This window comes from Longispora albida DSM 44784 (assembly GCF_000379825.1).
Classification (GTDB): Bacteria; Actinomycetota; Actinomycetes; order Mycobacteriales; family Micromonosporaceae; genus Longispora; species Longispora albida.
Map to the genome: position 1 here is coordinate 155034 of NZ_KB903833.1, position 25047 is coordinate 180080.

The 25047-nt window shown below is 69.7% G+C and carries 33 protein-coding genes; 4 read left to right on the forward strand and 29 right to left on the reverse strand.

The features are described 5' to 3' along the window. Positions 1-162: 162 nt before the first annotated feature. The 7 genes from A3G1_RS35445 to A3G1_RS0118295 form a co-directional block, all read right to left on the reverse strand. Positions 163-1287 carry a methyltransferase domain-containing protein gene (locus A3G1_RS35445; RefSeq protein WP_018350925.1) on the reverse strand — a complete coding sequence of 375 codons (1125 nt, stop codon included), beginning with the start codon at positions 1285-1287 and terminating at the stop codon, positions 163-165. Next, positions 1287-2252: an ATP-grasp ribosomal peptide maturase gene (gene tgmB / locus A3G1_RS0118275; protein ID WP_018350926.1), complete on the reverse strand. Its 966-nt coding sequence runs from the start codon at positions 2250-2252 to the stop codon at positions 1287-1289. Before tgmB ends, A3G1_RS35445 begins: the two co-directional genes overlap by 1 nt. A 15-nt stretch (positions 2253-2267) precedes the next feature. Continuing rightward, entirely contained in the window at positions 2268-2543 is a 276-nt protein-coding gene (locus tag A3G1_RS0118280; RefSeq protein WP_018350927.1) for a hypothetical protein, read from the reverse strand. A gap of 45 nt (positions 2544-2588) precedes the next feature. Continuing rightward, complete coding sequence (locus A3G1_RS35450) at positions 2589-3302, reverse strand: metallophosphoesterase family protein (protein WP_157641217.1); 714 nt, start codon at positions 3300-3302, stop codon at positions 2589-2591. 278 nt (positions 3303-3580) lie between these two features. After that, positions 3581-3847: a hypothetical protein gene (locus A3G1_RS0118290; RefSeq protein WP_018350929.1), complete on the reverse strand. Its 267-nt coding sequence runs from the start codon at positions 3845-3847 to the stop codon at positions 3581-3583. Next, positions 3844-3990: a hypothetical protein gene (locus A3G1_RS40645; RefSeq protein ID WP_157641218.1), complete on the reverse strand. Its 147-nt coding sequence runs from the start codon at positions 3988-3990 to the stop codon at positions 3844-3846. Before A3G1_RS40645 ends, A3G1_RS0118290 begins: the two co-directional genes overlap by 4 nt. Before the next feature lie 287 nt (positions 3991-4277). Continuing rightward, on the reverse strand, positions 4278-4508 hold the full coding sequence (locus A3G1_RS0118295; RefSeq protein ID WP_018350930.1) for a hypothetical protein: 231 nt from the start codon (positions 4506-4508) through the stop codon (positions 4278-4280). A 138-nt stretch (positions 4509-4646) separates the two neighbouring features. Here A3G1_RS0118295 and A3G1_RS0118300 point away from each other — a divergent pair, with 138 nt between their 5' ends. Both A3G1_RS0118300 and A3G1_RS0118305 read left to right on the forward strand, forming a co-directional pair. Next, the gene (locus A3G1_RS0118300) at positions 4647-5426 is read left to right on the forward strand and encodes a GntR family transcriptional regulator (protein WP_018350931.1); all 780 of its coding nucleotides are present in this window, start codon (positions 4647-4649) and stop codon (positions 5424-5426) included. Further along, positions 5423-5974, forward strand: a complete 552-nt coding sequence (locus A3G1_RS0118305; RefSeq protein ID WP_018350932.1) for an N-acetyltransferase — start codon at positions 5423-5425, stop codon at positions 5972-5974. Before A3G1_RS0118300 ends, A3G1_RS0118305 begins: the two co-directional genes overlap by 4 nt. 51 nt (positions 5975-6025) lie before the next feature. Here the strand turns inward: A3G1_RS0118305 and A3G1_RS0118310 are convergent, their stop codons facing one another. Both A3G1_RS0118310 and A3G1_RS0118315 read right to left on the reverse strand, forming a co-directional pair. Next, complete coding sequence (locus A3G1_RS0118310; RefSeq protein ID WP_018350933.1) at positions 6026-6580, reverse strand: hypothetical protein; 555 nt, start codon at positions 6578-6580, stop codon at positions 6026-6028. A gap of 74 nt (positions 6581-6654) precedes the next feature. Next, positions 6655-6933 carry a hypothetical protein gene (locus tag A3G1_RS0118315; RefSeq protein WP_018350934.1) on the reverse strand — a complete coding sequence of 93 codons (279 nt, stop codon included), beginning with the start codon at positions 6931-6933 and terminating at the stop codon, positions 6655-6657. Positions 6934-7023: 90 nt separating this feature from the next. On the opposite strand from A3G1_RS0118315, the gene A3G1_RS0118320 reads away from it, so the two are divergent. Next, complete coding sequence (locus tag A3G1_RS0118320) at positions 7024-7230, forward strand: hypothetical protein (protein ID WP_018350935.1); 207 nt, start codon at positions 7024-7026, stop codon at positions 7228-7230. 69 nt (positions 7231-7299) lie between these two features. On the opposite strand, the gene A3G1_RS0118325 is transcribed toward A3G1_RS0118320, so the two are convergent. From A3G1_RS0118325 to A3G1_RS35475, 11 genes are all read right to left on the reverse strand, one after another. Continuing rightward, positions 7300-7545, reverse strand: coding sequence for a hypothetical protein (locus A3G1_RS0118325; protein WP_018350936.1), 246 nt, complete (start codon positions 7543-7545; stop codon positions 7300-7302). Further along, entirely contained in the window at positions 7542-7829 is a 288-nt protein-coding gene (locus A3G1_RS0118330) for a hypothetical protein (RefSeq protein WP_018350937.1), read from the reverse strand. The genes A3G1_RS0118325 and A3G1_RS0118330 overlap by 4 nt, the downstream gene beginning before the upstream one ends. 2 nt (positions 7830-7831) lie before the next feature. After that, positions 7832-8716 (reverse strand): hypothetical protein, encoded by an 885-nt coding sequence (locus A3G1_RS38695; RefSeq protein ID WP_018350938.1) that lies wholly within the window; start codon positions 8714-8716, stop codon positions 7832-7834. A 144-nt stretch (positions 8717-8860) separates the two neighbouring features. After that, positions 8861-9391, reverse strand: coding sequence for a hypothetical protein (locus A3G1_RS0118340; RefSeq protein WP_018350939.1), 531 nt, complete (start codon positions 9389-9391; stop codon positions 8861-8863). Then, positions 9388-11706 (reverse strand): LamG domain-containing protein, encoded by a 2319-nt coding sequence (locus A3G1_RS0118345; RefSeq protein ID WP_018350940.1) that lies wholly within the window; start codon positions 11704-11706, stop codon positions 9388-9390. Before A3G1_RS0118345 ends, A3G1_RS0118340 begins: the two co-directional genes overlap by 4 nt. Beyond that, the gene (locus tag A3G1_RS0118350; RefSeq protein WP_018350941.1) at positions 11706-12554 is read right to left on the reverse strand and encodes a hypothetical protein; all 849 of its coding nucleotides are present in this window, start codon (positions 12552-12554) and stop codon (positions 11706-11708) included. The genes A3G1_RS0118345 and A3G1_RS0118350 overlap by 1 nt, the downstream gene beginning before the upstream one ends. 1 nt (position 12555) lies before the next feature. Next, positions 12556-15060 (reverse strand): phage tail tape measure protein, encoded by a 2505-nt coding sequence (locus A3G1_RS38700; protein ID WP_157641219.1) that lies wholly within the window; start codon positions 15058-15060, stop codon positions 12556-12558. Positions 15061-15271: 211 nt separating this feature from the next. Further along, a complete protein-coding gene (locus A3G1_RS35465; protein ID WP_018350944.1) occupies positions 15272-15730 on the reverse strand; it encodes a hypothetical protein in 459 nt (152 codons plus the stop codon). Between the two features lie 2 nt (positions 15731-15732). Beyond that, complete coding sequence (locus A3G1_RS0118370; RefSeq protein WP_245563525.1) at positions 15733-16191, reverse strand: phage tail tube protein; 459 nt, start codon at positions 16189-16191, stop codon at positions 15733-15735. 15 nt (positions 16192-16206) lie between these two features. Next, positions 16207-16626 (reverse strand): minor capsid protein, encoded by a 420-nt coding sequence (locus A3G1_RS35470; RefSeq protein WP_018350946.1) that lies wholly within the window; start codon positions 16624-16626, stop codon positions 16207-16209. 135 nt (positions 16627-16761) lie between these two features. After that, complete coding sequence (locus tag A3G1_RS35475) at positions 16762-17133, reverse strand: hypothetical protein (protein ID WP_157641220.1); 372 nt, start codon at positions 17131-17133, stop codon at positions 16762-16764. 43 nt (positions 17134-17176) lie between these two features. Between A3G1_RS35475 and A3G1_RS0118390 the strand changes: the two genes are divergently transcribed. After that, positions 17177-17560 (forward strand): DUF732 domain-containing protein, encoded by a 384-nt coding sequence (locus A3G1_RS0118390; protein ID WP_083936987.1) that lies wholly within the window; start codon positions 17177-17179, stop codon positions 17558-17560. Here the strand turns inward: A3G1_RS0118390 and A3G1_RS0118395 are convergent. The 9 genes from A3G1_RS0118395 to A3G1_RS0118435 all read right to left on the reverse strand — a co-directional run bounded on the left by A3G1_RS0118395 (position 17557) and on the right by A3G1_RS0118435 (position 25022). Beyond that, entirely contained in the window at positions 17557-17859 is a 303-nt protein-coding gene (locus A3G1_RS0118395; RefSeq protein WP_018350950.1) for a hypothetical protein, read from the reverse strand. The genes A3G1_RS0118390 and A3G1_RS0118395 overlap by 4 nt on opposite strands. After that, positions 17856-18383 carry a hypothetical protein gene (locus tag A3G1_RS38705; RefSeq protein ID WP_018350951.1) on the reverse strand — a complete coding sequence of 176 codons (528 nt, stop codon included), beginning with the start codon at positions 18381-18383 and terminating at the stop codon, positions 17856-17858. Before A3G1_RS38705 ends, A3G1_RS0118395 begins: the two co-directional genes overlap by 4 nt. Before the next feature lie 3 nt (positions 18384-18386). Continuing rightward, positions 18387-18557: a hypothetical protein gene (locus A3G1_RS0118405; protein ID WP_018350952.1), complete on the reverse strand. Its 171-nt coding sequence runs from the start codon at positions 18555-18557 to the stop codon at positions 18387-18389. Positions 18558-18569: 12 nt separating this feature from the next. Continuing rightward, positions 18570-19913: a phage major capsid protein gene (locus A3G1_RS0118410; RefSeq protein ID WP_018350953.1), complete on the reverse strand. Its 1344-nt coding sequence runs from the start codon at positions 19911-19913 to the stop codon at positions 18570-18572. A gap of 63 nt (positions 19914-19976) precedes the next feature. After that, on the reverse strand, positions 19977-20669 hold the full coding sequence (locus A3G1_RS35485; protein WP_018350954.1) for an HK97 family phage prohead protease: 693 nt from the start codon (positions 20667-20669) through the stop codon (positions 19977-19979). Next, positions 20669-22585: a phage portal protein gene (locus A3G1_RS39685; protein WP_026212268.1), complete on the reverse strand. Its 1917-nt coding sequence runs from the start codon at positions 22583-22585 to the stop codon at positions 20669-20671. Before A3G1_RS39685 ends, A3G1_RS35485 begins: the two co-directional genes overlap by 1 nt. Before the next feature lie 14 nt (positions 22586-22599). Further along, positions 22600-22815 (reverse strand): hypothetical protein, encoded by a 216-nt coding sequence (locus A3G1_RS35490; RefSeq protein ID WP_018350956.1) that lies wholly within the window; start codon positions 22813-22815, stop codon positions 22600-22602. A gap of 1 nt (position 22816) precedes the next feature. Continuing rightward, positions 22817-24586 carry a terminase large subunit gene (locus A3G1_RS0118430; RefSeq protein WP_211216341.1) on the reverse strand — a complete coding sequence of 590 codons (1770 nt, stop codon included), beginning with the start codon at positions 24584-24586 and terminating at the stop codon, positions 22817-22819. Then, on the reverse strand, positions 24555-25022 hold the full coding sequence (locus tag A3G1_RS0118435; protein WP_211216342.1) for a phage terminase small subunit P27 family: 468 nt from the start codon (positions 25020-25022) through the stop codon (positions 24555-24557). Before A3G1_RS0118435 ends, A3G1_RS0118430 begins: the two co-directional genes overlap by 32 nt. Between the last annotated feature and the right edge of the window lie 25 nt (positions 25023-25047).

Consider the following 25047-nt stretch of genomic DNA (forward strand, 5'->3'; position numbering starts at 1 on the left):
GAGTCCACAGTGCCGGTGCCTGTGGATAAACATCCACCCTTGCCGAACAGGGGAAATAAAGATCAACTAGCGGGTCTGGTTATGGATGTGCACAGCCTGTGGATAACTTCGTGCGAGAAATGCCCCCGCCGGGTAGCTGGTACCCAGCGGGGGCCGTGGGTTCTAACGCCAGTCGTTGTCAGGTTCGTCGATCCAGTAACGGGCGGGCCAGTGGGTGCTGGCAGTGATGCCGAACCGCTCACGGTCCGGGCGGCCGTGCTTATCCCATGTGGCGGCGGTGCGCTCGATCTGTGCCCAGACACGGCGGGGGCCGCCCTCGGTCACGGTGCCGCTGCTGTCGAGTTCGGCCCAGGATTCACCGGCCCGGATGTACAGCTTTTCTGGCCCGTGGTCGTAGCTGATGGTGCCCGGGGCGGTGATGTGGGGTTCGTCGAGCTGGACCACGAACCTGAACCCTGGGTCGTCGAGGATGGCTGGGTCAAGGCTGCTGGGCCGGGTGGTGCTGTTGGTGTGGTCGCGGTCGCGGATGAGGGTTCCGCCATCGCGTAGAGGGTTGCCGACTGCTGCCCTGAGCCACATGAAGTGGCCTGGCTCTGCCAGGAACCGGCCGACCACAGTGTCAACGGCAACCCGATCGAGGACCACGAGGCTGCTTGTCAGCTCGCCACGGATGTCGGTCACGATGCGGCCTGCCCGGTGAAGCTGGCTGATCCACGCGGACGGGATCGCGGGGACGGCGCAGGTGGCGATGATCCGGTCGTAGGGGGCGTGCTCTGGCATGCCGAGTGATCCGTCGCCTGACGTGAGGTGCGGGTGGTAGCCGAGGACGGCGAGCCGTTCGCGCGCGATGGCAACGAGTGACGGGTCGATGTCGATGCTGGCGACGTGGGTGTCTCCGAGGTGGTAGCACAGCAGGGCGGCGTTGTAGCCGGTACCGGTGCCGATCTCCAGCACCCTCTGCCCGGGTTGCGCGCCGAGTAGTTGCAGCATGCGGGCCATGAGGCTTGGGCGGGTTGACGAACTGGTCGGGAACGTGAGGTCGGCGTCGGGCGCCTGTGCCCGCTGGGTGACCAGGGATTCATCCGAGTAAACCCCGTCGAGCCATTCGCCGCGCAGGTCAGGCTCAGCGCTGGAGACGAGGGCGTTGTCTGGGTAGCGGTAGAAGCGGGGTACGAACAGGTGCCGTGGCACGTCCTCGAATGCCGTGCGCCAGCCGGGTTCCAGTACGCCGAGGGCGTCGAGCTGGGCGGCCAGCGCGCGGGAGTGTGCGCGCCATTCGTTGGTCATCAGCGGGTTCCGTTCATGAGCAGGTTGGCCAGGGTTGCGGCGATCGGAGCCCCGGTTTCGTCTTCGAGCCAGCCCCACTGCCCCATCGGATTGCCTTCCAGGAACCACCACGTTCCGGCGGGGTCGACCACGAAGTCAAACGCGCAGTAGGTCAGGCCGAAGGTAGCCATGTAGGCGGTGAGCTGGCTTGTGACATGTCGCGGTGTGTCAATGAGTTCGTAGCGCAGCGCGCCGAAGTCCGAGCGCCAGTCCACGTGAGCACGGTCGCTGTCAGCGTGGATCGCCACGGACAGCGGAGTCGCACCGATCATCGTGACCCGGACCTCGTAGCTTTTCGGTACCCAGGCTTGGAACAGGTGCGCGGTGACAGCGAGCTGTGCGGGGTCGACGGCGGCAGGATCGACTCTGGTCGTGTAGGTCATGAGGGGTTCAGCGCCCTCTGTGAGCACGATCGACGAGAGGGTCTTGCACACGATGGGGCTGCCAAGTGCTGCCGCCCATTCGGCGAGCTGGGCGTAGTTGCTGGTGATCAGCGTCTTGGGAACGTTGAGCCCGCACCGGATCGCCGTGCACAGCCCGAGGGGCTTGTACTCGGCGGCGGCGACCCGGTGCGGGTGGTTGACCCACACAGCATCGAGGGAGGCGAGCACGCCCCCGAGCCCGAGGCGGGCCTCGACGGTCGCGAACACGGCATCGCCGTCCGACAACCCTTCCGGGAGAACGAACTTGGTGGGCCGCCGGTAGTACACGCTTCCGATCTCCCCCAGGTTCACGGTTACGTCATCGCCGTACAGCACCCCCTGCCAGCCGGCTTCCCCCGTTGATGCCGCCAGGTACAGGTGCCGGGGGAAGTCGCCGGTGTCCATGCAAACCACACGCGCAGCCCGCTTGCGCAGCGCATAAACCACCGCATCGGCGGTTGAGTCGTCATGGGCGGTCAGCACGAGAATCGTGTTCGCGGTCATCGAGGCTCCCCGTTCCTACGTGTCTGTCGTGACGACGGTGTTCGTGTCGCTCGTGACTTTGCCGTCCGCAGAGATCTCGGTCGGGTCCTTGCGTGTGTTGCTCGTGCTGACGGTGTCGTGGTTCTTGCTGGCGGGCTGCATCGGGCGTGCCAGGGTCGCGGCAAACGGGCGCAGCGCCCCGGGCGTGTGGGCAATCGGGTGAGTGACGCCGCCACGCTCGCTGAGCGGCAGCAGCGACCCGCCCGGAACCAGGGGGTCAACCCTGGTGTCCCGGCTGTGCAGGGGGTGCATGTCTGTTCCTCCTTCAGGATGTGCATTTCCTTTGTGCGGCAGGTCCTATGCGGCGAGGAATGCCGCCGCACGTGCCGGAACCTGCACGATGGTGATCGCGCGGCGCAGCGCCCACGCGACGTTGTCGACGGTCACCCCGCCCGGGGTCACAGCGCGCGCCGTGCCCCAGTGCGAGTGACCACAGAACACATGGCTGGCGCCCCCGAGGTCAGCCGCGACGCCCAGCAGCCGGTTCCCGAGCTTCCACTCAGCGGCCCGGTCACCGACCGTGATACCAACGCAGGGGGCGTAATGGAAAACGGCGATCTTCACATCGGTGTTCAGCGACGAGAGAGAGGTAGCGATCTTCACGGCGGCCTCAGCGTGTTCTGAGTCAGCGGTCGGCCCCCACCCGCCGGGGAACCCTTTGCCGCCCGCGATCCCGATGGTGACGCCCCGGACGGCGAGCGTCGTCGCCCCGTTGTCCAGGATGGTCACTCCGGCATCGGTGAGGATGGCTGTCAGGTCGGCGATCTCGCGCGGCGATCGACCGTTCGTGTCGTGGTTGCCGAGGACTGCGACTTTCGGCAGCTTGCTGCGTGACAGGTCAGCGGCGACGCTGTACGCCTGCTCCCGGCGGCCTGCCTGGGTAAGGTCCCCGGGCAGAAGCAGCAGGTCAGCCCCGGCGTCCTCCGCGCGGAGGAACTCATCAGCGAGGGATTCGGGGTAGCTGTGGTGTCCCCGGTGCAGGTCGGACACGGCGGCGATGCGTGCGGACATTGCGTACTCCATGATCATGGTCCGGTGCCTCCGGCGAGGTCGATGCGCCGGGAACCTGGGGTAGCTGGAAAAGTGTGGTAGACGCCGGGCTGCGCGGCGCAGGTCCGCACAACCGTTCCGGCGAGCTGCCCAGGGGGCATGCGCCCCAGCTCGGCAGCGGTATAGGTAGCCAGCGAGCCGGGGCAGCAAGCCTGCTTGTCCACGTCTTGCCTCCTATGTGGACTGTGGCGGGGTGGCCTGGGGACAGATGTCCCTGCACTTCCCCGCCACGGGGGCGGTCAGGAATAGGCAGACGTGGCCCGGTATAGGCCCGAGGCGTTCACGAACACACTGCGGCGGGCAGTCGCCTCACCACGCTCGTTGAGCTGGTATCCCTCAACCCACAACCAACCAGCCACAGTGGACTTGCGCGGCGCCACCTTCGTCGCGCGCACCGTCAGCCCGCGTGCGAACTGAGGGCTGGCCTTATCGGTCAGCCAGAGCACGTCGCCCGGCTGCGGGGCACGATCCAGCAACCGGAAACGTGCGAGCAAGGCCGTCGTCATGCCGAGACCCAGCCGCGCGCATTGAACTGCGGTTCACGGCGCACGGGTGCACTGTGCCGCCCCTCGCCGAGCATCAGCCGGAACGCCCGGCTCAGCAGCGGCGCAGAGGCCGGACGCTCGGCGACCTCGACGGGAATTGTCATGTGCAACAGGTAGTCACGGGCCGCGACGGCAGAACGGCATGGAGACGAAACCTTGCAGATAGCGCACCGCCCCCCGCGCTCGGTGCTGTGTTCCCGCAGCGCACGGCGGGCCTGGTCAGCGCCCAAGTACAACGAGAGCGGCGGAACCGGCGCGACACCGATAGCCCTCGGCGGCCAGCCGTGGGAAACTGGGGGCGAGTCGAGCTGGTGATTCCTCATGGGTGTTGCCCTTTCGCTCTGGCCGGGGCGGGCGCTGGGAGCCAACCGATCGCCCGCCCCGGTGCTGTTTAGACCGCTGGCATATCGCCAGCGGGTAGCGCCCTGAGGTACCGCGTGATGTCCTCAGCATTTTCGAGCGCGTGATCGATAAGCGTAGTAAGGCCCGAGTTGCGTGGGTCTGCCAGCATTAGGGCAGCTTGGGCGCGGTCAATGCTCACGGCCAGGTTGCGCGAGTGAAACAGTGCCCGGCTGATCTTCTCCAGCGCGCGTGCACACTCTTGCGGCGATTCGATCGCCATGCCCGTTCCTCCCGTAGCCGATCGCTTACATGGGCTGACTTGCCGTGACGTTGGATAGGTACCAATCATTTATGTGACCACGGCCGCAGTCAAGCACTGAGCTAGATTTGGTTGGTACCTATACCGGAGGATGGCAGCGTGACCCTGTACCGCAAGATCGCGTCAGAACTACGCGGCCAGATCGCCGGCGGGCAACTGAACCCCGGCGACAAGCTGCCCACCGAGCCTCAGCTCGTCGAGATGTACAAGGTGTCGCGCAATACGGTCCGGCTCGCTATCGCCCAGCTCGTGAACGAGGGCCTGATCTCCGTGCAACCAGGTCGCGGCTTCGGCACCGTCGTTCGCGATCGAGTCGTGCTGACCTACCACGCCTCCCGCGCCGAACAGGTCGACGTCCTGGTCGCCGAGTCCGACGCCTACGTGACAGAGGTGCGAGACCAGGGACGGACGCCCACCCAAACCTTCGAGTTAAGGATCGAGGCCGTATCCGCCGAAATCGCGGAACGGCTGGAGATCGTCGAGGGCGACTCGGTGGTCGTAAGGTGCTGCACACGCAGCGTGAACGGCGAGCCAACGTCTACGCAGGACACCTACTACCCGATGTGGCTTGCCCATGAAGTACCAGAGCTGATGAGCCCAACAGACATCGCGCAGGGCACAACGAGGCTACTCGCCGACAAGGGATTCCAGCAGCCCGCCGAGATTGACGAACTGCTGGCCAGGATGCCAACGCCAGCAGAGGTGCAGCGCCTTGGCCTTCCGGCAGGAACACCGATCATGGAGTACTACCGCACAGGGCTTCTGGCCGATGGGCGGCCGGTCCGCGTCACGACCATCGTTTTCCGGGGTGACGCGAACCGCGTGGTTTACACCCTCGGAGACCCCAGCGTCTTCGCCCGGCGCGAGGCTGGCGAATGATCGTCACACGCGCGACGCTGGCTGACGTCGAGGTGATCATGTCATGGCGCCGTGAACGCGTCGCCTGGCTGGCAGCACGCGGCGAGGATCAGTGGTCGATCCCTCTCCCCACGTCAGCGATTGCCGCCACCGTTCAGTCAGGCCAGACATGGATGGTGTGGGACGGCGACGATCCCGCCGCAACGCTCACCCTCACTGGATACACAGACCTCGACGACCTGTGGAAGCCCGATCGAGACCCCGAGGCTCTGTGGTACGCAGAGGACGACCCCGCTGACGCTTTGTACGTCGCAAAGATGATGGTGCCCCGGCGGCGCGCAGGCACAAACCTCGGGGCGGAAATGCTCGACTGGGCAGGCGGGCAAGCTTACCTCGCGGGGCTGACTTGGCTACGCCTTGATGCGTGGACCACCAACCCGCGACTGCACGCCTACTACGTCGGACAAGGGTTTCACCATGTGCGAACGATCGAAACCAGGGTCAGCGGGGCCTGCTTCCAACGGGCAACACAGCCCTACCTTGGGCGCCTACTGAAGACTGAAGGCTAAGGGCGGCTCCCCGGTAGCGGGGCCGCCCCTCCTTCGGGTTGGAATGACAGGTCAGGCCGGGCGGGGTGCGATGCGGCGGATGTAGGCAGTGGACGAGGTGAGGGCGGCAGCGATTGCTGCCTCGCTGAGATCCGGGAGCGCGGCGCGGATCTTGTAGATGACGGCAGCGGTCTGCGGTGCGGTGCGCTGGCCTTTCGGGGGCAGGTCGGCGAGCAGGGCGGCGAGAATCTGGTCCTGGGCCAGTGGGGCGGCCGACTCAGGTTCGGGCTGCGGCTCGGGTTCGGCGAGCTGGTGCACGCGCCAGCACACCAGCGGCGGCACGGCGGACACGACGACGGTGAGGGCGACCAATCCGGGCTGCGACCAGTCGGCGTGCACGAGGTGGGCGGCGATCTGGGCGACGATGGCCAGCCCCAGCGCCCAGGCGACATCGCGGGAGCGGCCTCGCATGATCGCGGCCCACATGTAGGCGTCAAGTCCCACGGGAAACAGCACGGCGGCCATGACCGGGAACCCGATCACGACGGCGAGGTCGTACTCGCCCCGGGCGGCGAGCGCTGCGGTGGCGAGCATCGAAACCCAGCGGAGAACAGCGACGGCGGACATGCGGGGGCTCCAGTCAGGATGGTCGGGCGCAGGGCAGGAAGGGTGCCGGGGCGGCGGGTACCGCCCCGGGCGGGCTACGGCTGGGGACGGCTGATGAGCACAGCCTCGCCTGCTACGACGTAGCAGCAGCGGGGCGCGGACTGGCCGGCTCGCTCGCGTCCGTCCTTGCGGAGCGTGAGCCCGTAGACGAACCGGCGGCCCAGGCGGCAGGGGCCGTGGTCCACGCTGGTCACCCGGATCGTGTATCCGCTGCGGCGTCCCCCGAGGTCTGCGCTTGCGGGGATGTGCAGGATGTCGCCGACGCGAAGGTCGTTGCCGTTGGCCGTGGTCATGTCGCTCCTCCACTCGCTCATGATGCCACATCAGTAGGCCACATCATGAGGCATTAAGTCAACTGATGCGGCCTACTCGTGTGGCCTACTGGTGTGTGAGACGATGGCGGCATGAGCGGCGATGCTGAATTCCCCGAGCGCAGGGCGGTCCGTGAGGCGGCCGAGGCGCTGCGCGCGGCAGCCCCCCGGCTGCATGACGCAGTGATTGCGGCGGCTCGCGCTGGTGTGCGGCAGGCCGACATCGTGCTCGACTCTGGGTACTCCCGCGAGCAGGTGCGGCGCATCCTTCGCGAGGCAGGCATCGGGCCGAGCCGGTAGGACGCAAAAAGCCCCGCCCCGCCGACCCTGTTACAGGTCAGCGAGGCGGGGCGTCGTGTGCAGCGGGTGTTACTCGGCTCGGATGAGCGGGGTTCCGTCGCGGTCGCGCGGGTCGGCGACAGGCGTTACCCGGGGCCGGACCACACCGAGGTACACCGCGAGGTCAGCAACAGCGGCGACCGCGAGGACGAGGGCGGCGACCTGCGATTCGTCGAGCGGGACCAGGCGCAGTGCGACCAGGGCGAGTAGAACGGCCTTGGTGGTGACGGAGATGGCCGCGCCAAGCGCGGTCGGGGTCAGGGTGGCGGGGTTCAACGTTTCTCCTTCGTGAGGGTGTCGATGACGGCGCGGAGGCGGGCGATTTCGGTGCGGGCGTCGGCCAGCTCGGCGGCCATGCGCTGCATCTCGGTGCGCAGCTCGACAGCGAGCGCACCGGCGGCGTCAGCGACGGCCTGGGCAGCTTGTGCCCGCAGGGCGTCACGTTCGGCGTAGAGCCGGGCTATCTCGGCGGTGCGGGCGCGGCGGGCGAGCAGGGCGGCGATGATGCTAGAGACAGCCCCGGTCCCGAGTAGCGCAACGATCAGTTCCGGGGCGGCCACGGTTACTCCTTGAGGCGTGCGGCCTGCGCGTCAAGCACGGCCTTGGCGACTTCTGCGGCGGTCGGGGGCTTGGGTAGGTACGGGGCGACGGCTGCGGCGAGCGCGGCCGGATCAATGCCGCCGGTTGCCTGCTTGTCGAGGCGCTGCTCGATCCCGGTCACCTTGCCAGTGAGCGCGCCGATAGCCGCCTGGGCTTCGCGGACGAGAGCGCTGGTGTTGCTGTGCGCGAGAGCATTGGAGTTGACCGCTCCGCCGCGTGCTGCGGCCTGGTCGTAGACGGCGCCGTCGCCGCCGGCCCTGACCCAGTCGGCGCGGGACGGCGCCCAGTTGTCGAACAGCAGCTTGAGGCGGAAGTCCTGTACGGGGTCCACGTCTTCGGGTTCCTTCACGGGTTCGGGGTTGGGGCTGGTGTTGCCGGTGATGACCGACAGCACAGCGGACATGGCCTCGGGGCTGCCCGCGTGCTGGCGGAGGAAACTGATGTGGACATGCCACAGATGGCTGTCGTCGGATGTGGCCGGGTGTCCGTGGTAGGTGTCCCAGCCGGTCACGTCGCGGCCGTTGAGAGTGCCGTAGAACTCGCGGCAGTAGTTGAGCCTGGGGTCGTTCTGGTCTTTGGCTGAGGCGAGCAGCCGACCAGTGACGAGCCGCATGTCGGCGGGGTTCATGTTCATGTCGACGGCGCTGGCCCAGGTCGCCTGGCCTGCCCGGTCCTCGGGTAGCTGCACGCTGTAGTTCGACGTGGGCTGGTCTTCACGGCTGATGTGATAGCCGCCGGTGCGGGCGTGCGCCGGGTCGCCGACGATGCCGGAGCAGACCGCGGAGGCGATGGCCGTTTCCCACGCGTCGGCGAACTGCCTCATGGCTGGGGTGGCGATGGTGGTCACAGCGTGGTGTCCTCCCTGGTGGCGGGCATGGTGAGGGGGCGCACGCGTGCGGGGCGCGGCGCTGGGGCGGGTTGCGCGGGGTGGCTACGGTGGCAGGGCGGCTGGCGCCTTCCCCCGTGGGTGCCAGCCGCCCCGCATGCGGGGTTAGCGGACGCGGCGGAGGCTGAACCGGGCCGGCACGGCACCGGCGGCTAGGAAGTTCAGCGGGCCTGCCGCGCCGTGGAACACCAGCACCTCGACGTAGGCGCCGGGCGTGGCGTCGAACTCCGCCGTCAGGGTGAACGGGGCGTGGTTCGACGGAAGTGCGTTGTACCGCTGGTCAGCGAGCCAGATACCGCCGCTGAGGCGGATGTGCGCCGCGCGCATCAGCCCTGTGCTGGTGTCCTGTAGCGCGAACGCTGCCGACACCACGTACGTCCCTGCGGCAGGCACGGTGAGCCTCATGGGGTAGTTCGCGAGATCGGCTGTTCCGGGCGTGGCTGTGGCGATGGCCTGCCACGGGATCGGGACCTCCGCCCCGGCTGCGACGGGGTAGTCGGTGGTGCGGGTGAGTACCGCGTACGCGCCGCGCAGCACCGCATCGTGGTCCTCGACGGCAGCGGCTACGGCGTTGATGTACTCCGGCGTTGCGACCTGCCCGTACTCCTGGGCCGGGAAATCAACGGGTGGTGTCATGCGGTGATCCCCCATGCGTGTGTGCCCCACGCGCCTTGTCCCCAGCGCAGGACGGCCGGGGCGCGGCGTGCGGTGATGGTCTGCGTGTAGCCCGAGCTGCTGAGCCGGTCGGTGATGCCGCTGATCCAGTACTCGCCGTCGAGCGCGAGGCCATCGGGGTCGGTGACGCGTACCCGGTCGCCGAGCTGTAGCCGGGGGTCGCCGATGATGTCGAGGCCGGTGATGGCGGGCTGTGGCCAGGCGAGGTCGGACAGCAGCTCTGCGCCGAGGGCGTCGGCGACCTGCTGCGTCTGCACCCACGGCCCTGCCGGAAGGGTGAGAGGCTGCGGCCCGAACCGCTGCACGGACTTGGCGTCGGTGACAGTGTGCTCAACCTCAGGGCCGACGATCAGCGCGTACCCGGCGACACTGATCGTCGGGGTGCCCGCCGTATTCGCGGTGTACAGCACGTCGCCCGTTCCGTTGGTGAGCAGGAGACGTGCTTTCGTGGCCTGCCACTCCACGACCATGCCCGTCTCACCCGTCCCCGGATCTCCGGTGCCGTCAGGGTTACGGGCCAGGGTGACCTGTGTGGACGGTGCCGGGAGGCCGATGCTCACCGGATCGATGGCGTAGGCGGGTTTGGTGAACGCGACCCACAGCTCGATCCGGCTGCGCGGCTCGATCCGGTGCACCTCCGTGCTCTCGTACAGCAGCGACGATGCCAGGTCGCGGCGCACCGGCCGGTAGGTGACGGTGATCTGATTGCGTACCCGGTCGAGTTCATCAGCCGACGCCAGGCCCAGCAGCGAGTTCGCTGCGGTGAGGGCGCGTACCGGGGTGTGTGCCCGGCGGGACGCCGCGCGGGTCCGGTAGTGGAACACGCCCTGTTCGTCGAGCATCACGGTCGCCTGCTCGGCGGCGGCGAGTTCCTTAAGCAGCGCCCACGCCTCACGCGGCGTGTGATCGAGCACCCCGACAAGATCGAGAGCCGAGGTGTCCAGCCGCGCCGTGGGAACGAACCCCGGCTCGTGCGGCCACTGCACGCCGGTGCGGTGCCAGATCATGACCTCACACACCGGCTGATACGCGGTGAAAGCAGCTCGCAGGTTCAGCGGGGCCAGCCCTGCGGGGTCAAACGTCGCCGTGGTCTCGGTGCCGTTGAGGAAGAACCTCACCTGCCCGGCGGCAAGGTCGAGGCTCACACCCGCGTGGTGCCATCCGCCGTCATCGGGCACGGCCGGCCCGTACACGTCGCGGTAGACCGTGCCCGGCCCGCCCTCCGGCCCGCTGGGGTTGTAGGCGTAGCGCATGCACAGCCGATGATCGGCACCTGCACCAAGCCACAGGGAACCCTTGAAAACGTTGGGCTTGGACCCAGCGAACGCCGTGTAGCCCGCGCGCAGCCGCGCACCGTCCGGGAGCGGCTCGTTTCGGCGGCGGGTCCACCAGGCGACCGTCACACGCTGCCAGGTCCGGGTACCCGAAGGCATACCCGGCGGCTCGGCCGGGGTGCAGGCGACTTCCGCTGACTGCCAGCCGACCGTGCCAGGCTTCGCGTCGGCGGCGAGCACGTACCTGCCCGGGATGAACGCCGGGGCGGCGGGTGCTGAGCCGAAGGAGTTCGGTGCGGTGCTGTACGCGCGGCCCAGTCCGATCACGGTGCTGAACTCCGAACCGTTGACCCGGTACGGGTGCGTCGAGCCCCACATCGGGGCGTACACATCCGGTTCAGCGCCGCGCGGCGCGGCGTCGAACGTGATCGCCGCCCCGCCCCGCGCAGCACGCGCACCGTAGGCGATCAGTCCGGCGATCCACGTGCCTGACAGGCCAGCGGATGTTTCCACGGCTGGGACTGCGGTGGTGTGGCGGAAGAACTCCCGGTAGTCCAGGGCGTCGAGCTTCACTGTGCGGCGGGCAGCATCCGCTGTGACGGACCGCGTGAGGCCAGTGAAGCGCCTGAGGTACTGCGTCCCGGTAGCGGTCATCATGCCGATGTCAGCCGTGACCGGCCGCGCGAGGCGTTCCCGCCCGGCCAGAGGCGAGGCTGGGTTGGTGCGGGAAAACCACCAGGCGGCGTGCCGGGCGCTGTCGGCCGGATCGCCGATCGTCAGTTCAGCGGACAGGGCAGCGGCGGCGGCCCCCTCAGTGAGAGCGACCTCGTCGGGCAGTTCACCCGACAGTGCCCGGTCCACGCTGATACTCCCTACCTGGGCCGACAGGTCGTCGATCCCGCTGCCGTACCCGTCGCCGTCCCAGTCCGCCCGCAGCCGCAGCACCGGGCGGCGCTCCGGGGACTCGATCGCTGCGGCCAGCTCGGTCGAGGCGGGAAGCATCAGCCCACCTCCGCAAGGGTCATCTCAGCGTCGTGCAGGTCAGCCCACGGGTACGTGTCGGTGAGGGACGTGATGGACACACGCGGCACGCCACGACCAGGCCGCCACGGCCCCGCCGTCGCGGACAGGTCAGCGCGCAGCGCGTCAACCGCAACGACAGTCGCCGCTGTGACGGTCGACGGGGTGGCCTTGATCATGACCGCAGCCCACGCTGCCCCGGCGGGGAACGTGCCGGTGAAGGAGAGCCGTGTCCAGGCCGCCGCGACAGTCGCGGCAGCACCGGCGAACGTTCCGGTGCCGCCTGTTGCGGTGAGCCAGGTTCCTGCGAGGCGCAGCTCGACGGCGCGCGTAGACCGCACCGATGCGGACACCGCGAGGGGCAGCCCAGCGGCCCCGGGCAGAGTCTCGGCAGCGAGTACCCCGCCGGCCGGTGAGGCTGGCAGCGACCACTCAACCACCCTCAGCCCGTGCACCGGCTGGTATCCGGATGGCATGACCGAAGCGAGGGACTCCCCTGCCCCGGCCACGCTGAACCCGGCAACGCCAGCCAGCACGTCGCTGCCGCTGGCGGCGTTGGGCGTGAAGTAGTTCCACGGCACATCCTGCGGCAGCATCAGGAACGGGCCGCGCCCCTGCGTGTGGAACGCCTCCAGAATGGCGTACTGGGCATCGGTGAGTGCCCGCCACGCCAGGCTGTACGTGCGGCGAGGCTGGCCCGTGTAGTCGATCGCCCTGCCACCGCCCAGCGTCCGGTGCTCGCCGAGCATGGGCTCCGCAGTTGCCTGCACGCCCCGCAGCGGCGGCGGCAGGGCGGTGAGGTTCCCGGTGGTGCCGAGGTACAGGGGCATGTCAGCCTCTCCGGTTCAGGTACCGGTCACCGGTACGGGCTGCGGCGGCCACTGCCTCGGGCCGCTGGGTCAGCACGCCCTCGACCATGTCGCTGACCGCGCGTTCTCCAATCTGGACAGTCACGTAAACCGGCCCGCCGCCGCCCGCGCCGAGCATCCCGGCCAGGCGGTTCAGTGGAATCACGGCCTCGTCCTGGCCGCCCTCGCCGACCACGGCCAGCCGCCCGCCCGGGGTCGCCGGGACGATGCCGCCCTTAGCCAGCATCGGAATGTCGGGGAACAGGTCCGGCACCGAGAACCCCTGGCCTCCGATGCCGGGCACCCAGTCCGGGATACGGATCGAGAACCCGAGGTCCAACCTGTTCCACAGGCTGATCAAGAAGTTCAGCCCGGACCGTCCGGCGCTGACCAGGCCGTCGAACAGGCCAGACGCCGCCGACGTGATGCGGCCCTTGAGCCCGAGCACGAACCCGACGAACGAGTCGATCTTGGATGAGATCCAGCCGAGCGCGGCCGACGCCCCGTCGAAGATCATCCGGAAGTAGCCGATCACCAGGTCACGAGCCCAGCGCAGCACGCCGAGCAGCAGGTCCCAGGCACCCCGCCAGATCGACAGGATGAAATTCAGGTACCAGGTGACGGCGGCGACGATCCACGACCACACAGTTTTGATCGCGCCCCAGACGGCCTCCCAGGCCGCCACGGTCGCCTTTTTCACGGTGTCCCAGTTGGCAATGATCAGCGCCACCACTGCGATCACGAACGCGATGACCCAGCCGATCGGCCCCATCGCCACCACCCACGCGGCGGCCATCCGTGCGGCCTGCATGAGGCTCTGAGTACCCATGAGAATCCAGCCGCCCACCATCCGGGCGAACGTCAGGGACGCGACACCAGCGGCCTGCGCCTGGGCGGCCTGTATGACCAGCCACGCGGCGGCCGAGCGGGCGGCCTGAACGCCGGACTGCACGGCCAGCAGTACCCAGCCCGCGACGTGACGGGCGAACGTCACAGCGGCCGTGGCAGCGGAGCGGACCGCGCCGCCGTCCATGAGCGCGTACGCGACGAGCAGGCGGCCGGCGTTCCAGATCGCTTGTGCGCCAAGGAAAATCCAGCGCGCCACCATCGCCACGACCTGAGCGGAGTGCACAGCGGCGGCACGGATCGCGGCGACTTGCGTCATCACCCACGCGGCGGCCGTCTTGACGCCGGTGACGGTGGCCGTGACGCCCAGGGCGATCAGGTGCGGCAGGAAGATCGCGGCGATGATCCCGGCGACGACTTGCAGCGGCACCTTGTTGGCGTCGACCCAGTGATAGAAGTCCGATAGGGCCGGGATGATGTCGCCAGAGATGAATCCGGCCACCAGCTTCACGGACGGCCCGAAGTTGGCCGACAGGTAGCCGGTGACCTCCTTCAGTACCGGCAGGCCCTTACCACCGACGAAATCGACGAACGCCGTCTGCACCTGCCGTTTGAACGCCTCAAGGCTGCTGGCTGCCGTGTCGTGCAGCGTCGCGCCAGCCTTGTCGGTGGCTCCGGTGAGCTGGCCGAGGCCGGCAACGGCGCTGCTGGGGTCCAGCGCGTACAGCGCACCCTGCAAGTCCTCGGACTTGGTGCCGAACAGCCCGAACGCGACAGTGGCGGCGTCCGCCTTGCCTTGGGTCTTGCGCAGCCGGTCGAGCACCTCGTCGAGGGCTGCGGCAGCGGCCGGGCCGCCCTTGGCGACCGCCGCGCGCATCTTGTCGGCGTTGAGGCCAAGGGCGGCGAAGCTTGCCGCTGACTCGGCGGTCCCTTCAACAGCGCGGATCGCGAACTCTTTCAAGGCGTCCGCTGCAACATCGCTGTCCCTGGCACCGGCCTTGATCGCCTGTGACAGCAGCCCGAGGGCCTGCGGTCCGGACAGCCCGAGCTTGGCGAACTGAACCGAGTACTCGTTGAACGTGTCAACGAGGTCGTCAGCCTTGTTCGCGCCGTTCTGCGCGCCGGCCGTGATCAGGTCGAACGCTTCCTTGGCGTTCTTCGCCAGGCCGTTGCGGAGGATGTTGCCGACCGCTGTCGCCGTTCGGCCGACTTCCTCGCCAAGCACCTCGGCCACGGTCAGCAGCCCGCCCGACACCTGCTTGATCTCAGCGACCGTAGCGTCACGGCCCAGGATGCCGTTCTGGGTAGCAGCGCGGATGGCGTCGCTGACCCCTGCTAGGGATTCGCCGTAGCCTGCGGAGTACAGCGCCCCGGCTGCCTGCCCGTACCGCTTGGCCTCAGGGCCGGTAGCGCCGAGCTGGGCGGTCAGCCTGGCGTTCGCCGCCTCGGTGTCCATCGCCCCGGCCAGCCCGCCGACGAGAGCGGCCCCGATGGCGATGCCGGCCGCAGCCGCCGCGATGGCCCCGGCTTTGAGGGTGCCGAGCAGACCCTCGAACGCGCCCTCTGTCTCGTCAAGCCCCTTGCGGGCCTGGCTGCTGTCGATCGAGACCGTGCCGAACAACTCACCGACGTTGAGGGCCACGAGCACCCCCTCGGCGCGTTGTTCAGTTAGGTCGAGTGCAGCGCGGCCCGGATCTTGCCGGGGTCATCCACAACGGACAGTTCAGGCCCGGCGACGTGCCGGAACACGGAGTGTTCGCTCAGGCCGTGCATCAGGGCGCGGAACTCGGCTACGTCCAGGGCCGCGAGCTGCTCGCCCGTGATGCCGTACTCCCGGCGGAAGTCGGCCAGGATCAGCGACCAGTGCGACCGCGTGACCTGCCACCAGCGCGGCGGGCCGCCCGGTTGCCCGGCGCCTGCGCTTTTCCCGCTGCGGCCTTGGCTGCGGTGGCCTCGGCGACCCGGGCGGCGATCTCGTCGAACGTCACGACCTGGCCGCTGGCGCGAGCGAACCCGTAGGCCAGCAGGATTTGGAACTGGGCCATGTCGCAGCCGGCCCGGCTCCACTCGTCGAGAGCGTCCTCGCCCCAGACCATCGCGACGAGCCGCCGCGTGTCGCCGAGGTCTTCGGAGTCGGCCAGCCGGTCGCGTTCGTACAGCACCTGCAGGGGCAGCGACATGGGGACGGGGACCAGCGCGCCGAAGATGCGGGCGCGGGGCTGGGTGCGGCCTGTGGTGTGCCGCTGCCAGAACGCGTCGAAGTCCTCAACCTCGGTGGCGGGGTCGGTGCTCGGGTGAAGGTGCTCGGTCACGGCTACGGCCTCGCCATCGTGGTCTTGGGTCCGGATCGGGTGAACGTGCAGGACCACGAGGCTTTGTCGTTGTTGCCGCCGCCGGTGTCGCCGACCGACACGTACGCGGTCCACACTTCCCAGATCGTCTCGCCGGGGGCAGCGAAACGGACCTGGCCCAGCGACAGGTTCCCGACCTTGGTGCCAAGCGCTTCCACGAGCTTCTGGCCTGGCTCCGGCTGCCCGGTCGCCGGGTCGGTGAGCCGGAAGCCTTCCAACTGGAGCGAGGCCCCGCGCTGCATGACCTGGCCTTCGTACTCGCCAGCGGACACGAACGACGTGGTGTCGGTGGTCTCCTCGTTCTCGCTGCGCGAAAGCGTGAAGGTGTTCAGGCCGCCGATCTCGGTCCAGACCGGGGTGGCGGCCCCGTCGCTGATCTGGAACACGCAGTCACGCGCGTTGTACTTCACAGGTGGTGCCACGGTTCCCCCGTTGTTCTAGGTGCGATGCGCCGAGGCGGCGCGGATCTCGGTGCGGAAGTTGACGGCGAACCGGCGGCGGCCCGACTCGTCGAGGCCCAGCGGCACGGGGCCGGACTGCACCCCGGCGCAGGACAGCAGGTGCGTCCCTCCGGGCAGGCGCAGCGGGCCGAGGCCGTGCAGGGCGTCGTACACGGCGGCGGCCAGGTCGGCGGCGGCCTGGGTGCTTGCGGGCCCGCGCACCGTGACCTGTACCGACGGCTCGTCGTAGCCGAGGCCGGTGTCAGACTCGGGGCCCGCGTACAGGGCGACGGCGACGGCCAGGTCCGGCGCGGGCGGCAGGTCGTCAAGGAATACGTTGCCGCTCGCACTGGTCGCGCTGTAGGTGACCAGCCCAGCGGTGGCTAGGTACCGCGCCAGGCCGTCAGCCAGTCCCACCCGCGGCCTTCCGCTTGGGCTCGGCGGGCTGCTGCTCGCCGGGGCGGTGCCAGTCCGCAGACGCCGCTAGGCGGCGGTCCTCTGTGGAGTTAGGGACGGTGCGGGCCTGCTCGCCGCTGGTGTGCTGCCAGAGTGTCACGATAGGTGTCTCCTGATCTGCTGGGCGATGACCTGCCCGGCGATGCGGCGGGCTGCGACGATCGGGTCCTCCAGGTACTTGGCTTTGCGGCCCGGACCGTGGTGCATGGTGAGGCGCTCGTGTTGCACGATCGCCAGCGCCACCGTCGCGCCGGGCGGCGAGTCGTAGGTGATGAACCCGGTAGCACCGGTGCTGCTGGCCCGGACGAAGGTTCTGCCCGTGGCGCGAAGGTCGCCGCCGTCGAGGGGCACGAACCCCTGGGCCTCGTCGAAGATGAACCGGGCCACGGTGCGGACACCTGCGACGACACCGGCCTGTAGCGCGTCGAGGGCTTCGTCGCCCCGCCAGCGGAGCTGAAAGCGGCTCACGAGCGGCCCCCTGTCCACTGTGGCGGGCCGATAGGCTCCCGGGATGCGGAAAGTGAAGATGGTGACCTTGCTGGGCCTGGCCGCGCTGCTGGCGGCGGGCTGTTCGCCGGGGACGGACCAGACGCCCGGGGCGGCCCCCGCCACCACTCAGGGGCCTTCGCTTGCGGCCACGGCGTCGCGGGTCCTGCCCCAGCCCGACGAGGCCCAGAAATCCGGGTACCTAGCTGCCGTAAAGGTGATTGACCCTCGGCTCGCGGAGAAGCCCGACCGCGCTGTCAGCCACGGCCGGGATATCTGCCTCGACCTCAAGTCATCCCGTGACAAGGCGGTCCGGCTGGCCGCGCAGCGTGACGAGGTCACACCGGCCGTGGCGGAGAAACTGGTCGCCGCAGCGATCAAGCACCTGTGCCCCTCGGGCAGCTACTAGCGCAGCCTCACCTCAACGTGATGCGGCCCAGCCCGGCCCGGGATGACGGCCACGGTGACGGCGGTCAGTACCCGGCCGCCGATGGTGACCCTGGCGCCGGCGGCGATCGGGGTGCCCAGCGGCAGGAACAGCCGCGCGGTCGCCGGGGCCTGCTCGCCGAGGTTGTCGCGGAGCAGCTCGGCGGCGTCCTCGATCCGGCACCTGCTTGCCACCCCGGGCCCGAACAGCGGCCCGGTCGCGGAGTGTCCGGCGGGCGGCTCGATCAGGCAGGTGTCGCCGAGCAGGTGGTCGATGCTCATGCGCGGTCCGGGAGCCGGTAGCGGTCCAGGACCAGCCGCTCGACGGGTTCCAGCGCCGGGGTGCCCGGCGTGCTGGCTGCCGTGGTGTAGCTGTACGCCCCGATGGCCTCTTGCCGGTACGCGGCTGGGGTGGCGGCGTGACGTGCGGCAACGGAGACGACCATCGCGGCCACGTCGTCGGGGACCGGGTCGTACCCGTGGCCGAACGTGACCTCGACAGCCCGAAACTGGTCAGGCCAGCCGGCCCGCCGCCGCAGCACCCCGGCCGCCGACCATTCGTAATCGGTGACCGGGATGCCGTCGACCTTCACCGTGTGCACGGCGGTCAGCAGCAGCGTCGGCAGCAGCAGGATCATCGACCCGTCGCCGTCGAGGACTGCCGACGCGTCCGGCTCGGCGGAGATGTTCCAGCCGCAGTAGCCCCGGACCTCGGTTGAGGCGACCAGCAGCAGGGCGGCTGCGTTGGCTGGTACCGGGGCAGTCGTGTAGTCCGGCCACTGGGCGACCGTGACCAGCCCGGCCACGGCTCAGCCCTCAGCAGGCGGGCGGGCCGCCGTCTTCTTTTGCGCGCGGGCCGGTACTGCGGGCGGCCCGGTGGCTGGGGCGGGGAGGCCCCGCTCGGCGGCATCGGCGGCCGACAGCAGCAGGGTCGTGGCAACGCCGTTGACGACCACGTCGTACGGGTACAGCTCAGACATCGGCACCACCCCCTACAGCCCGGTCACGGTGCAGAACGCGGAGGGGCGGGTCACGGCGAACGCGACTCGTTCCTCGGCCAGCAGCGCCACCAGGTTCCGGATGAAGAAATCGGCGTGCGCGTCGGAGATGGTGACCGTGGTCTGTTCCCGGTCCCACAGCACGGCTTTGGAGAAGTCGGCCACGAGGCCGGTGCCGGCGGGCATGATCTCGGACTCGACGACCGGGACGCCCCACGCGGTGCGGGGCCCGATGCCCCACGGGCCCGAGCCGAAGTAGCGGCCCTGGGTGTCCTTGAGCAGGTCGAGCTTTTCGACCTCGACCGGGTTGAGGACGATGCCGCTGGGTGCGACCCGGCCGACCGTGCGGGCCTTGGTGATCGCCTTGCGCAGCGCATCGGGGAAGGTGTCCGCGCCCTTGGCGATCGTCTGGATACCCGAGGTGCCGAGGATGCCGGGCAGGTTCTCGCCGACACCCGAGCCGTTGAGGATCTGTGCCTCTTCGGTCTCGGCCAGGTCGGCGGCCAGCTCGTCACGGATCAGGCCCTCAAGCTGGGCCACGTCCGCCAAGGCGCGCTTGGTGGCCGGCACCCACTCGGCGAGCGTCTTCACGGTCGCCGTGCGGCGGGCGAACGCCCAGGACCCCTCGGGCTTGTACCCGCCAGCCGGGTCGTTGACGAGCGCGCCAGCGCCACCCGGGGCGGTCGGCGGGGCCGAGCTGGTCGCCTCGGGCACCGGGGCGGCGGCGTTGGTGTGGCTCGTCTGAACGACGTACTCGACGGTGTCCGACGTGGTGCGCCGTACCGAGATCAGGTCGCGGACGGTCAGTGCCCGGCGCCCGAGCATCTCGACGATGTCGGTGCGTTCCGGGACCACGAACGGGCCGGCGCTGGTCGGCGAGCCGCCGACGAACAGGGCCTTACGCGGAAGGTCGACGGGGATCGGGTCGGACTGCACCCGCGCCCGGTCGGGCACCCGGACCTGGCCGTACTCGTCACGGCCGAACGCGCCCATCAGGCTCTTGAACTGAGCACTGCCGACGACCTGTAGGCCGAGGCTCGCGGCCTTGGCGCGGGTCGGGTCCTCGCCCTGGGCACCGAGGTCGCCGCGGGCGGTGTCGATGTCGTCGAGGCCAAGGTCGGCGGCGAGCTGGTCGGCGCGCTTGAGCAGGTCCTGATCCCGGCGCGCGGCCTTGATCTGCTCGACGAGCTGACCGGCGGCGTCAAGGTGCCCGGTGTACTCGGCGAACTCGTTGCTGTTCATGTCGCGGCCCTCGTCGAGGGCCTTGGTGGCGATGGCCTTAGCTGCTGCAAGGGCCGTGTTCGCCTCGTTCTTGAGGCGGGCGAGCTTGGCGGACAAGGTGGTACTCCCCGTGAACAGGGCGCAGCGCGGCCCGGGGGCCGGTGCGCGGGTGAAGGGTGACTAGGCGGCGTCGAGCGCCAGGTCGAGCGCCAGCTCGGCGGCGGTGTCACGACGGGGCCGGGGCAGCACCTTGACCCGTGCGGGTTCCTCGGTGTCCGGGGCGTGGCCGTGGATGGCCTTGCTCTGGCAGGCCGCGCCCAGGCGGACAGCGGCGTCGTGCATGTGCTGTAGGTCGGCCAGGTCGGTCGTGCTGTTGCGGCGGCCTTCCTTGACGGCCAGCAGGCTCGTCGCCTGGTTGGCGCCGATCAGCGTCGGGCCGACCTCGTACACCTTGAGCTTGCGCAGCTCCAGCACGTCGGCCCCCTCGTGCACACCTGGGGCGGCGTCGAGGATGTCGTACGCGAAACTGAACTGGGTAACCCTGCGGCCTTTGAGCAGCCGGTACACCTGGGCCGCTTTGGGGGCGTCGAGGTCGAGCAGGCCCCGGACCCAGAGGCCCTCGCCGGTCTCGGCGGCCTCGATCACGTGCCCGATGTGGTAGTCCGGATCGTCCGACCGGTGACTCCAGATGATCGGGATGGGGTCGCCGCTGGCCTCCCACTCGGCCAGGGTGTCCGTGAACGCTCCCGGCATGACCTTGTCACCGACCGAGTCGACATTGCCGAACACGGAGACGATCGCCTCGAACTCCCCGGCGGGGGCCTCGGGGCCGCCGGCCTGCTTGATCCGGGCACGGCAGGTCTTGAGCAGCACTAGGAATCCTCCCGGTCGGCGGTGGTCAGGCGCATGTCGCAGGTGCAGCCGGCCCGGTCGTCCTCGTCGAGGACCCGGTCGCCCGGCCACCGCGCGCCGTTGCTGAACTTGGTGCCGATCGCTGCGGCCTCGCCGTCCATACGGGCGTGCGAGCTGCGCGGCCTGCTGCTGGTGACCACCCAGGTTTTGTGTGTGAACCCGGCGTGCGGGCCGGCGTCCTCGGCGGCGAACCCCGAGACGTTGGTGGCCTGCGTGATGGCGATCTGCCGGGCGCGTACCTGCTGGGCGGCCGTGAACAACGCCGTCAGCTCGGCGAGCGGATCGGCGGCGGCCTGTGCGGCGGCGACCTGTTCGACGGTGGCCTCGTTGATGGCCTCGGCGGCGTGCTCGGCGTTGGCGGCCAGCCAGCCGGTCATGGCGTCCAGCGCGGCGGCCTGGTCGAGGTCGCCCCCGGCGGCCAGCCCGGCGACGACCCCGGCAGCGTACTGCTGGTTGATGCCGAGCAGCAGCTCGGCCAGCTCCGGGTTCCACCGGTCCGGGTCGAGCAGGTCATCAGCCGCAGCCTTGGCCCCGGCCCTCGACAGCACCGCCCGGGACTGCCGCGCGAAGAACCCGGCGAGCTGCTCGGCGGCCTCGTCGACCAGCTGGCCGGGCGCGGCCTTCACCCGGACCCACCTGCCCGCCTTGCTGCGGCGGGCCTTGGGCGGCGGCGCGGAATCCCTCGGGCTGGCTTGCCCGCCCACCGTCACGTTCAGCGGGACAATCAGCTCGTCCCCGCCGGGCACGGTCGGCAGGTTGTTCCTCGCCCTGGCCTCGTTCGCGGTCATCCACGGTCGCCCGACCGAGGTGCTGAACGCGGTGGCCTGCTCGGTGAACGAGCCGTTGAGCTTGGCAGCGAGGTTGAACTCGACGTACACCCGGTTCGCGTCGGGCAGGTCGGGGACGAGCTGAGCCTCGATCACCTGCGTGATCTGTTCCAGCCACGGCCCCAGGGTGTCCGAGTAGAGCTGGCGGTGCTGCTGCTCCACATTGGAGAAAGTTGCGTGATCGAGAATGCCGACCATCGGGGGCGGGATGTGGAACGCGCTGGCGACCTCTTCCCTGGTCAGCCTGCGGGCCTCGATGTACTGGGCGTCGGCGGGCGAGATGGCCGCCGGGGTGAAGCTCATGCCGTCCTCAAGCACCGGCGTCCCGCCAACCTGCGGGCCGTCGCCGGTGTACTGCGACTGCCAGGACTGCCGGAACCGCTGGCGCGCGGGGTCCGACCAGTTCGGGGCGTCCACGGGCCGGGACAGGTAGCCGCTCACCCTGGCCCCGTTGCGCCAGAGCTGCTCGCGGTAGGCACCGGCGGCGTAGTCCTCGGCCAGGACCTGGCGCAGTGTCTCGATCGGGGAGCTGCCCCAACCCGACGTACTGGGGTCGTAGCCGTGGAAGTGGACGACCTCGTCGGCCGTGAAGGTGTGCACTCCCCGGCCCCCGGCGAACTCGTACATGGCCGGCGACACCCAGCTCGGGCCGACCGGGCGGACCATCCGGGGCGGCAGCCGCAGCAGCCCGAGCCCCGACGCGCCCCGGACCTTGAGCCAGAAAGCGTTGTCGAACAGGGCGAGGTCTTGGACCAGGGCGTCGATCAACTGGTACCGGGTGACGCGCGGCCAGGGCGAGCCCAGCAGCACCGCGAGGGGGTGCTCGGCAAGGCGCTGCCGGTCGGTGTCGCTGACCCTGCGGAACACTCCCAGGCCCAGTTGGGCGATGTTGCGGCCCAGGAAGCTAATCACGGTGCGCACCTGCGGCTGGGCCCGCCAGATCTGCGCGTAGTCGCTGACGAGGTTGTCCGACAGCCGCAGGTGCGTCGAGCCGGCGGCGATCGGGGCGGCCAGGGTGGCGATCTGGCCCGAGGACACAACGAACGCCACGCCGCCCCCTTGGGTTAGGTGATGAGCTGGATGAACTCGACGGCGCTGCGTTCGATGACGACCTCGCCGTCGACCGGGACCGGGGCACAGCCCGGCTCGTGCAAGGTGGCGTCACGCAGGATCAGCAGGGGCCCGGAGCGGGCGAACAGGATGCCGGCGAAAGCCTTGCCGCCGGTCAGGTTCACGATCGCCCGCCGTCGCAGCAGCCGCCGGAACGCGAACAGGGCCACGTCACACCACCTCTAGGTCACGCTCGTCGTAAGCGCTGGTCTTGGGTTTGGGCGCGACCATCGCGCGGGCGAGGGCCGTCACCAGCGCCGAGATCCCGTCGATGTTGTCGCCGCTCTTTGCCTTGTCCGGCTTGACGTTGCCGGCGGCGTCCATCTGGACGGCGAGGTTGTCGAGCATCCACCGGGCCACTGGGTGACCGCCGTGCCGGACCACCGGCGCGCGGCTGGTTCCCTTGCGCAGCAACGTGTTCAGCTCTTTCAGCGGGGGCGACATGCTGGCGTAGCCCTGCCCGATCGGCACCACCGGGGCCCCGGCCTCGGCTAGGTCCGTCACGAGCTGCGTGGCGTTCCAGCGGTCGTAGCCGAGCGCGGCGACCTGCAACAGGTCGAGGTCGGCGTCGATGCGCTGGCGGATGTGCCCGTAGTCGATCACGTCGCCCGGGGTCAGGGTGAGCAGGCCGTCGCGGTGCCAGACACTCGCGTTGCCCGCCGTGCGCTTGTCCAGGTCGCCGAGGATCGCCTCGGGGGCCCAGAACCGGAACAGGCAGTCGTACCCGCCCGCGCCGTCCGGCAGCAGCCAGGCCAGCGCGGACAGGTCCGTCGTCCGGGAGAGGTCCAGGCCGCCGAACGCCACCCGCCCGGCGAGCTGCTGCTCGTCGAGCACCGGGCCAGCGTTGCGGTCCCACACCGCGAGGGGCAGGTACCGGGTCTGCTGCCGGGTCCTGATCCCGAGGTGCAGCCGCAGGTACGACGCCAGCTCGGCCGGGGTGTCGCGGGCCTTGGTTGCTTTGCCCGCCAGGTACTCGGCGGTCGGCGAGATGCCGTAGCCGGGGTTGGCCTTGCGCTGCGTCTCCGGGCTGAAAGGGTCGTCCCGCTCGCTGGCCCCCCAGATCACGCCGTACGTGGTCGGGTCGACCAGGGTTCCGGCGGCGAGCTGCTCGACCCGCCTTCTCTTCCGGCTGTAGATGGTGTTCGGCTTGCCTGCGTCGGCGGTCGTGATCAGGACCACGAGCGGCTGTTCCCGCGAGCCGGTGCCGGTCTCGATCGTCTCGACCAGGTCCGGCGTCGCGTGGACGTGCAGCTCGTCGACCACGGCCGCGTGGACGTTCGCGCCGTGCAGTGCCTCGGCAACCGAGCTGACCACGGTGAAGTAGGACCCGGAGCGCGGGTGAACTATCTTCTTGGCCAGTGCCCGGACGTGACCGGAGAGGGCCGGGGCGTGGCGGGCGAGCTGGCGTACCGGCTCGAACAGGTACGACGCCTGCCGCTCGGTGGTGGCGGCGGCGAGCACCTGCGCGCCGGGTTCCCCGTCGCCAGCCGTGAGGTAGATGGCCAGCCCGCCGGCCAAGGTCGTCTTGCCGTTCTTCCTCGGCACATCGACGTAGCACTCGCGGATGATCCGCACCCAGCGCCCGGCCTCGTTCTGCCGTACCCAGCCCATGACGGGGGCGAGGATGTACGCCACCTGCCACGGGTCCGGGACGAGCGGCTGGCCGGCTAGCGCTCCCTGGGTGTGCCGCAGCAGCCCGAACGCCTTGAGGACCCGGTCGACACGCTCGGGGTCGAACCGGGCCCCGGGTAGCGTGCGCGGTTCCGGGGTCTTGTGCTTGGGCGGGCACGCCGGTAGCGGGATGCCCCGGCTGATCAGGTACCAGGCGACCTCGGGTGACAGCTTGATTTTCCGCAGTTGCGCCCGGCCCGGCATCGGGTTCGCTGGCGGTTGCGCAACCGGGCCGAGGTCAGGCGAACGGGTTCTCGTCGTCGGGAGCACTGGTGTCCCCCTTGGCGAGCTTGCCCTCAGCGGCCGGGGTGAGTCCGAACTCAGCGCACCAGCTACGGAATTCCTTACCCGCGCGTTCCTCGATCCCGACCCACGGCGCGGCCACCCTGCCCTGGGAGTTCTCGGCCAGCAGCCCGTGGGCCTGGCGCATGGCGACGGCCTGCCGCCACCGGGCGTAGGTCTCAGCCCCGACACGCAGGGCCGGGCCGTCCAGAACCTTCAAGAGCTGCAACTCCGGCAGGTGCGCAACCACCAGGTCCCACAGCTCTGCCGCTTCCGGCGAGAGGTCGTCAGGCCGGGAGGGCAGTTCGCGGGCGAACTCCGGGAGTTTCGCCACCTTCCGCCCGCCGGAGTCACGCCCCGGGGCGCGGCCTTCCAGCAGTTTCAGACCAGCAGGTTTGGGGGTGCGGCCGGTTGCGGCAGGCACGGCGGCACCTCCCATCATGGTTCCG

What these genes read in the sequence shown, in the direction of transcription:
- A3G1_RS0118395 (WP_018350950.1), bottom strand. Translation starts at nt 17,859, where the DNA reads ATGAGCATCGACCACCTGCTCGGCGACACCTGCCTGATCGAGCCGCCC.
- A3G1_RS35445 (WP_018350925.1), bottom strand. Translation starts at nt 1,287, where the DNA reads ATGACCAACGAATGGCGCGCACACTCCCGCGCGCTGGCCGCCCAGCTC.
- tgmB (WP_018350926.1), bottom strand. Translation starts at nt 2,252, where the DNA reads ATGACCGCGAACACGATTCTCGTGCTGACCGCCCATGACGACTCAACC.
- A3G1_RS0118350 (WP_018350941.1), bottom strand. Translation starts at nt 12,554, where the DNA reads ATGCCCCTGTACCTCGGCACCACCGGGAACCTCACCGCCCTGCCGCCG.
- A3G1_RS40645 (WP_157641218.1), bottom strand. Translation starts at nt 3,990, where the DNA reads ATGACAATTCCCGTCGAGGTCGCCGAGCGTCCGGCCTCTGCGCCGCTG.
- A3G1_RS0118340 (WP_018350939.1), bottom strand. Translation starts at nt 9,391, where the DNA reads ATGACACCACCCGTTGATTTCCCGGCCCAGGAGTACGGGCAGGTCGCA.
- A3G1_RS0118295 (WP_018350930.1), bottom strand. Translation starts at nt 4,508, where the DNA reads ATGGCGATCGAATCGCCGCAAGAGTGTGCACGCGCGCTGGAGAAGATC.
- A3G1_RS0118310 (WP_018350933.1), bottom strand. Translation starts at nt 6,580, where the DNA reads ATGTCCGCCGTCGCTGTTCTCCGCTGGGTTTCGATGCTCGCCACCGCA.
- A3G1_RS35450 (WP_157641217.1), bottom strand. Translation starts at nt 3,302, where the DNA reads ATGTCCGCACGCATCGCCGCCGTGTCCGACCTGCACCGGGGACACCAC.
- A3G1_RS0118345 (WP_018350940.1), bottom strand. Translation starts at nt 11,706, where the DNA reads ATGCTTCCCGCCTCGACCGAGCTGGCCGCAGCGATCGAGTCCCCGGAG.
- A3G1_RS0118305 (WP_018350932.1), top strand. Translation starts at nt 5,423, where the DNA reads ATGATCGTCACACGCGCGACGCTGGCTGACGTCGAGGTGATCATGTCA.
- A3G1_RS0118280 (WP_018350927.1), bottom strand. Translation starts at nt 2,543, where the DNA reads ATGCACCCCCTGCACAGCCGGGACACCAGGGTTGACCCCCTGGTTCCG.
- A3G1_RS0118405 (WP_018350952.1), bottom strand. Translation starts at nt 18,557, where the DNA reads ATGTCTGAGCTGTACCCGTACGACGTGGTCGTCAACGGCGTTGCCACG.
- A3G1_RS0118290 (WP_018350929.1), bottom strand. Translation starts at nt 3,847, where the DNA reads ATGACGACGGCCTTGCTCGCACGTTTCCGGTTGCTGGATCGTGCCCCG.
- A3G1_RS0118315 (WP_018350934.1), bottom strand. Translation starts at nt 6,933, where the DNA reads ATGAGCGAGTGGAGGAGCGACATGACCACGGCCAACGGCAACGACCTT.
- A3G1_RS0118320 (WP_018350935.1), top strand. Translation starts at nt 7,024, where the DNA reads ATGAGCGGCGATGCTGAATTCCCCGAGCGCAGGGCGGTCCGTGAGGCG.
- A3G1_RS0118390 (WP_083936987.1), top strand. Translation starts at nt 17,177, where the DNA reads ATGCGGAAAGTGAAGATGGTGACCTTGCTGGGCCTGGCCGCGCTGCTG.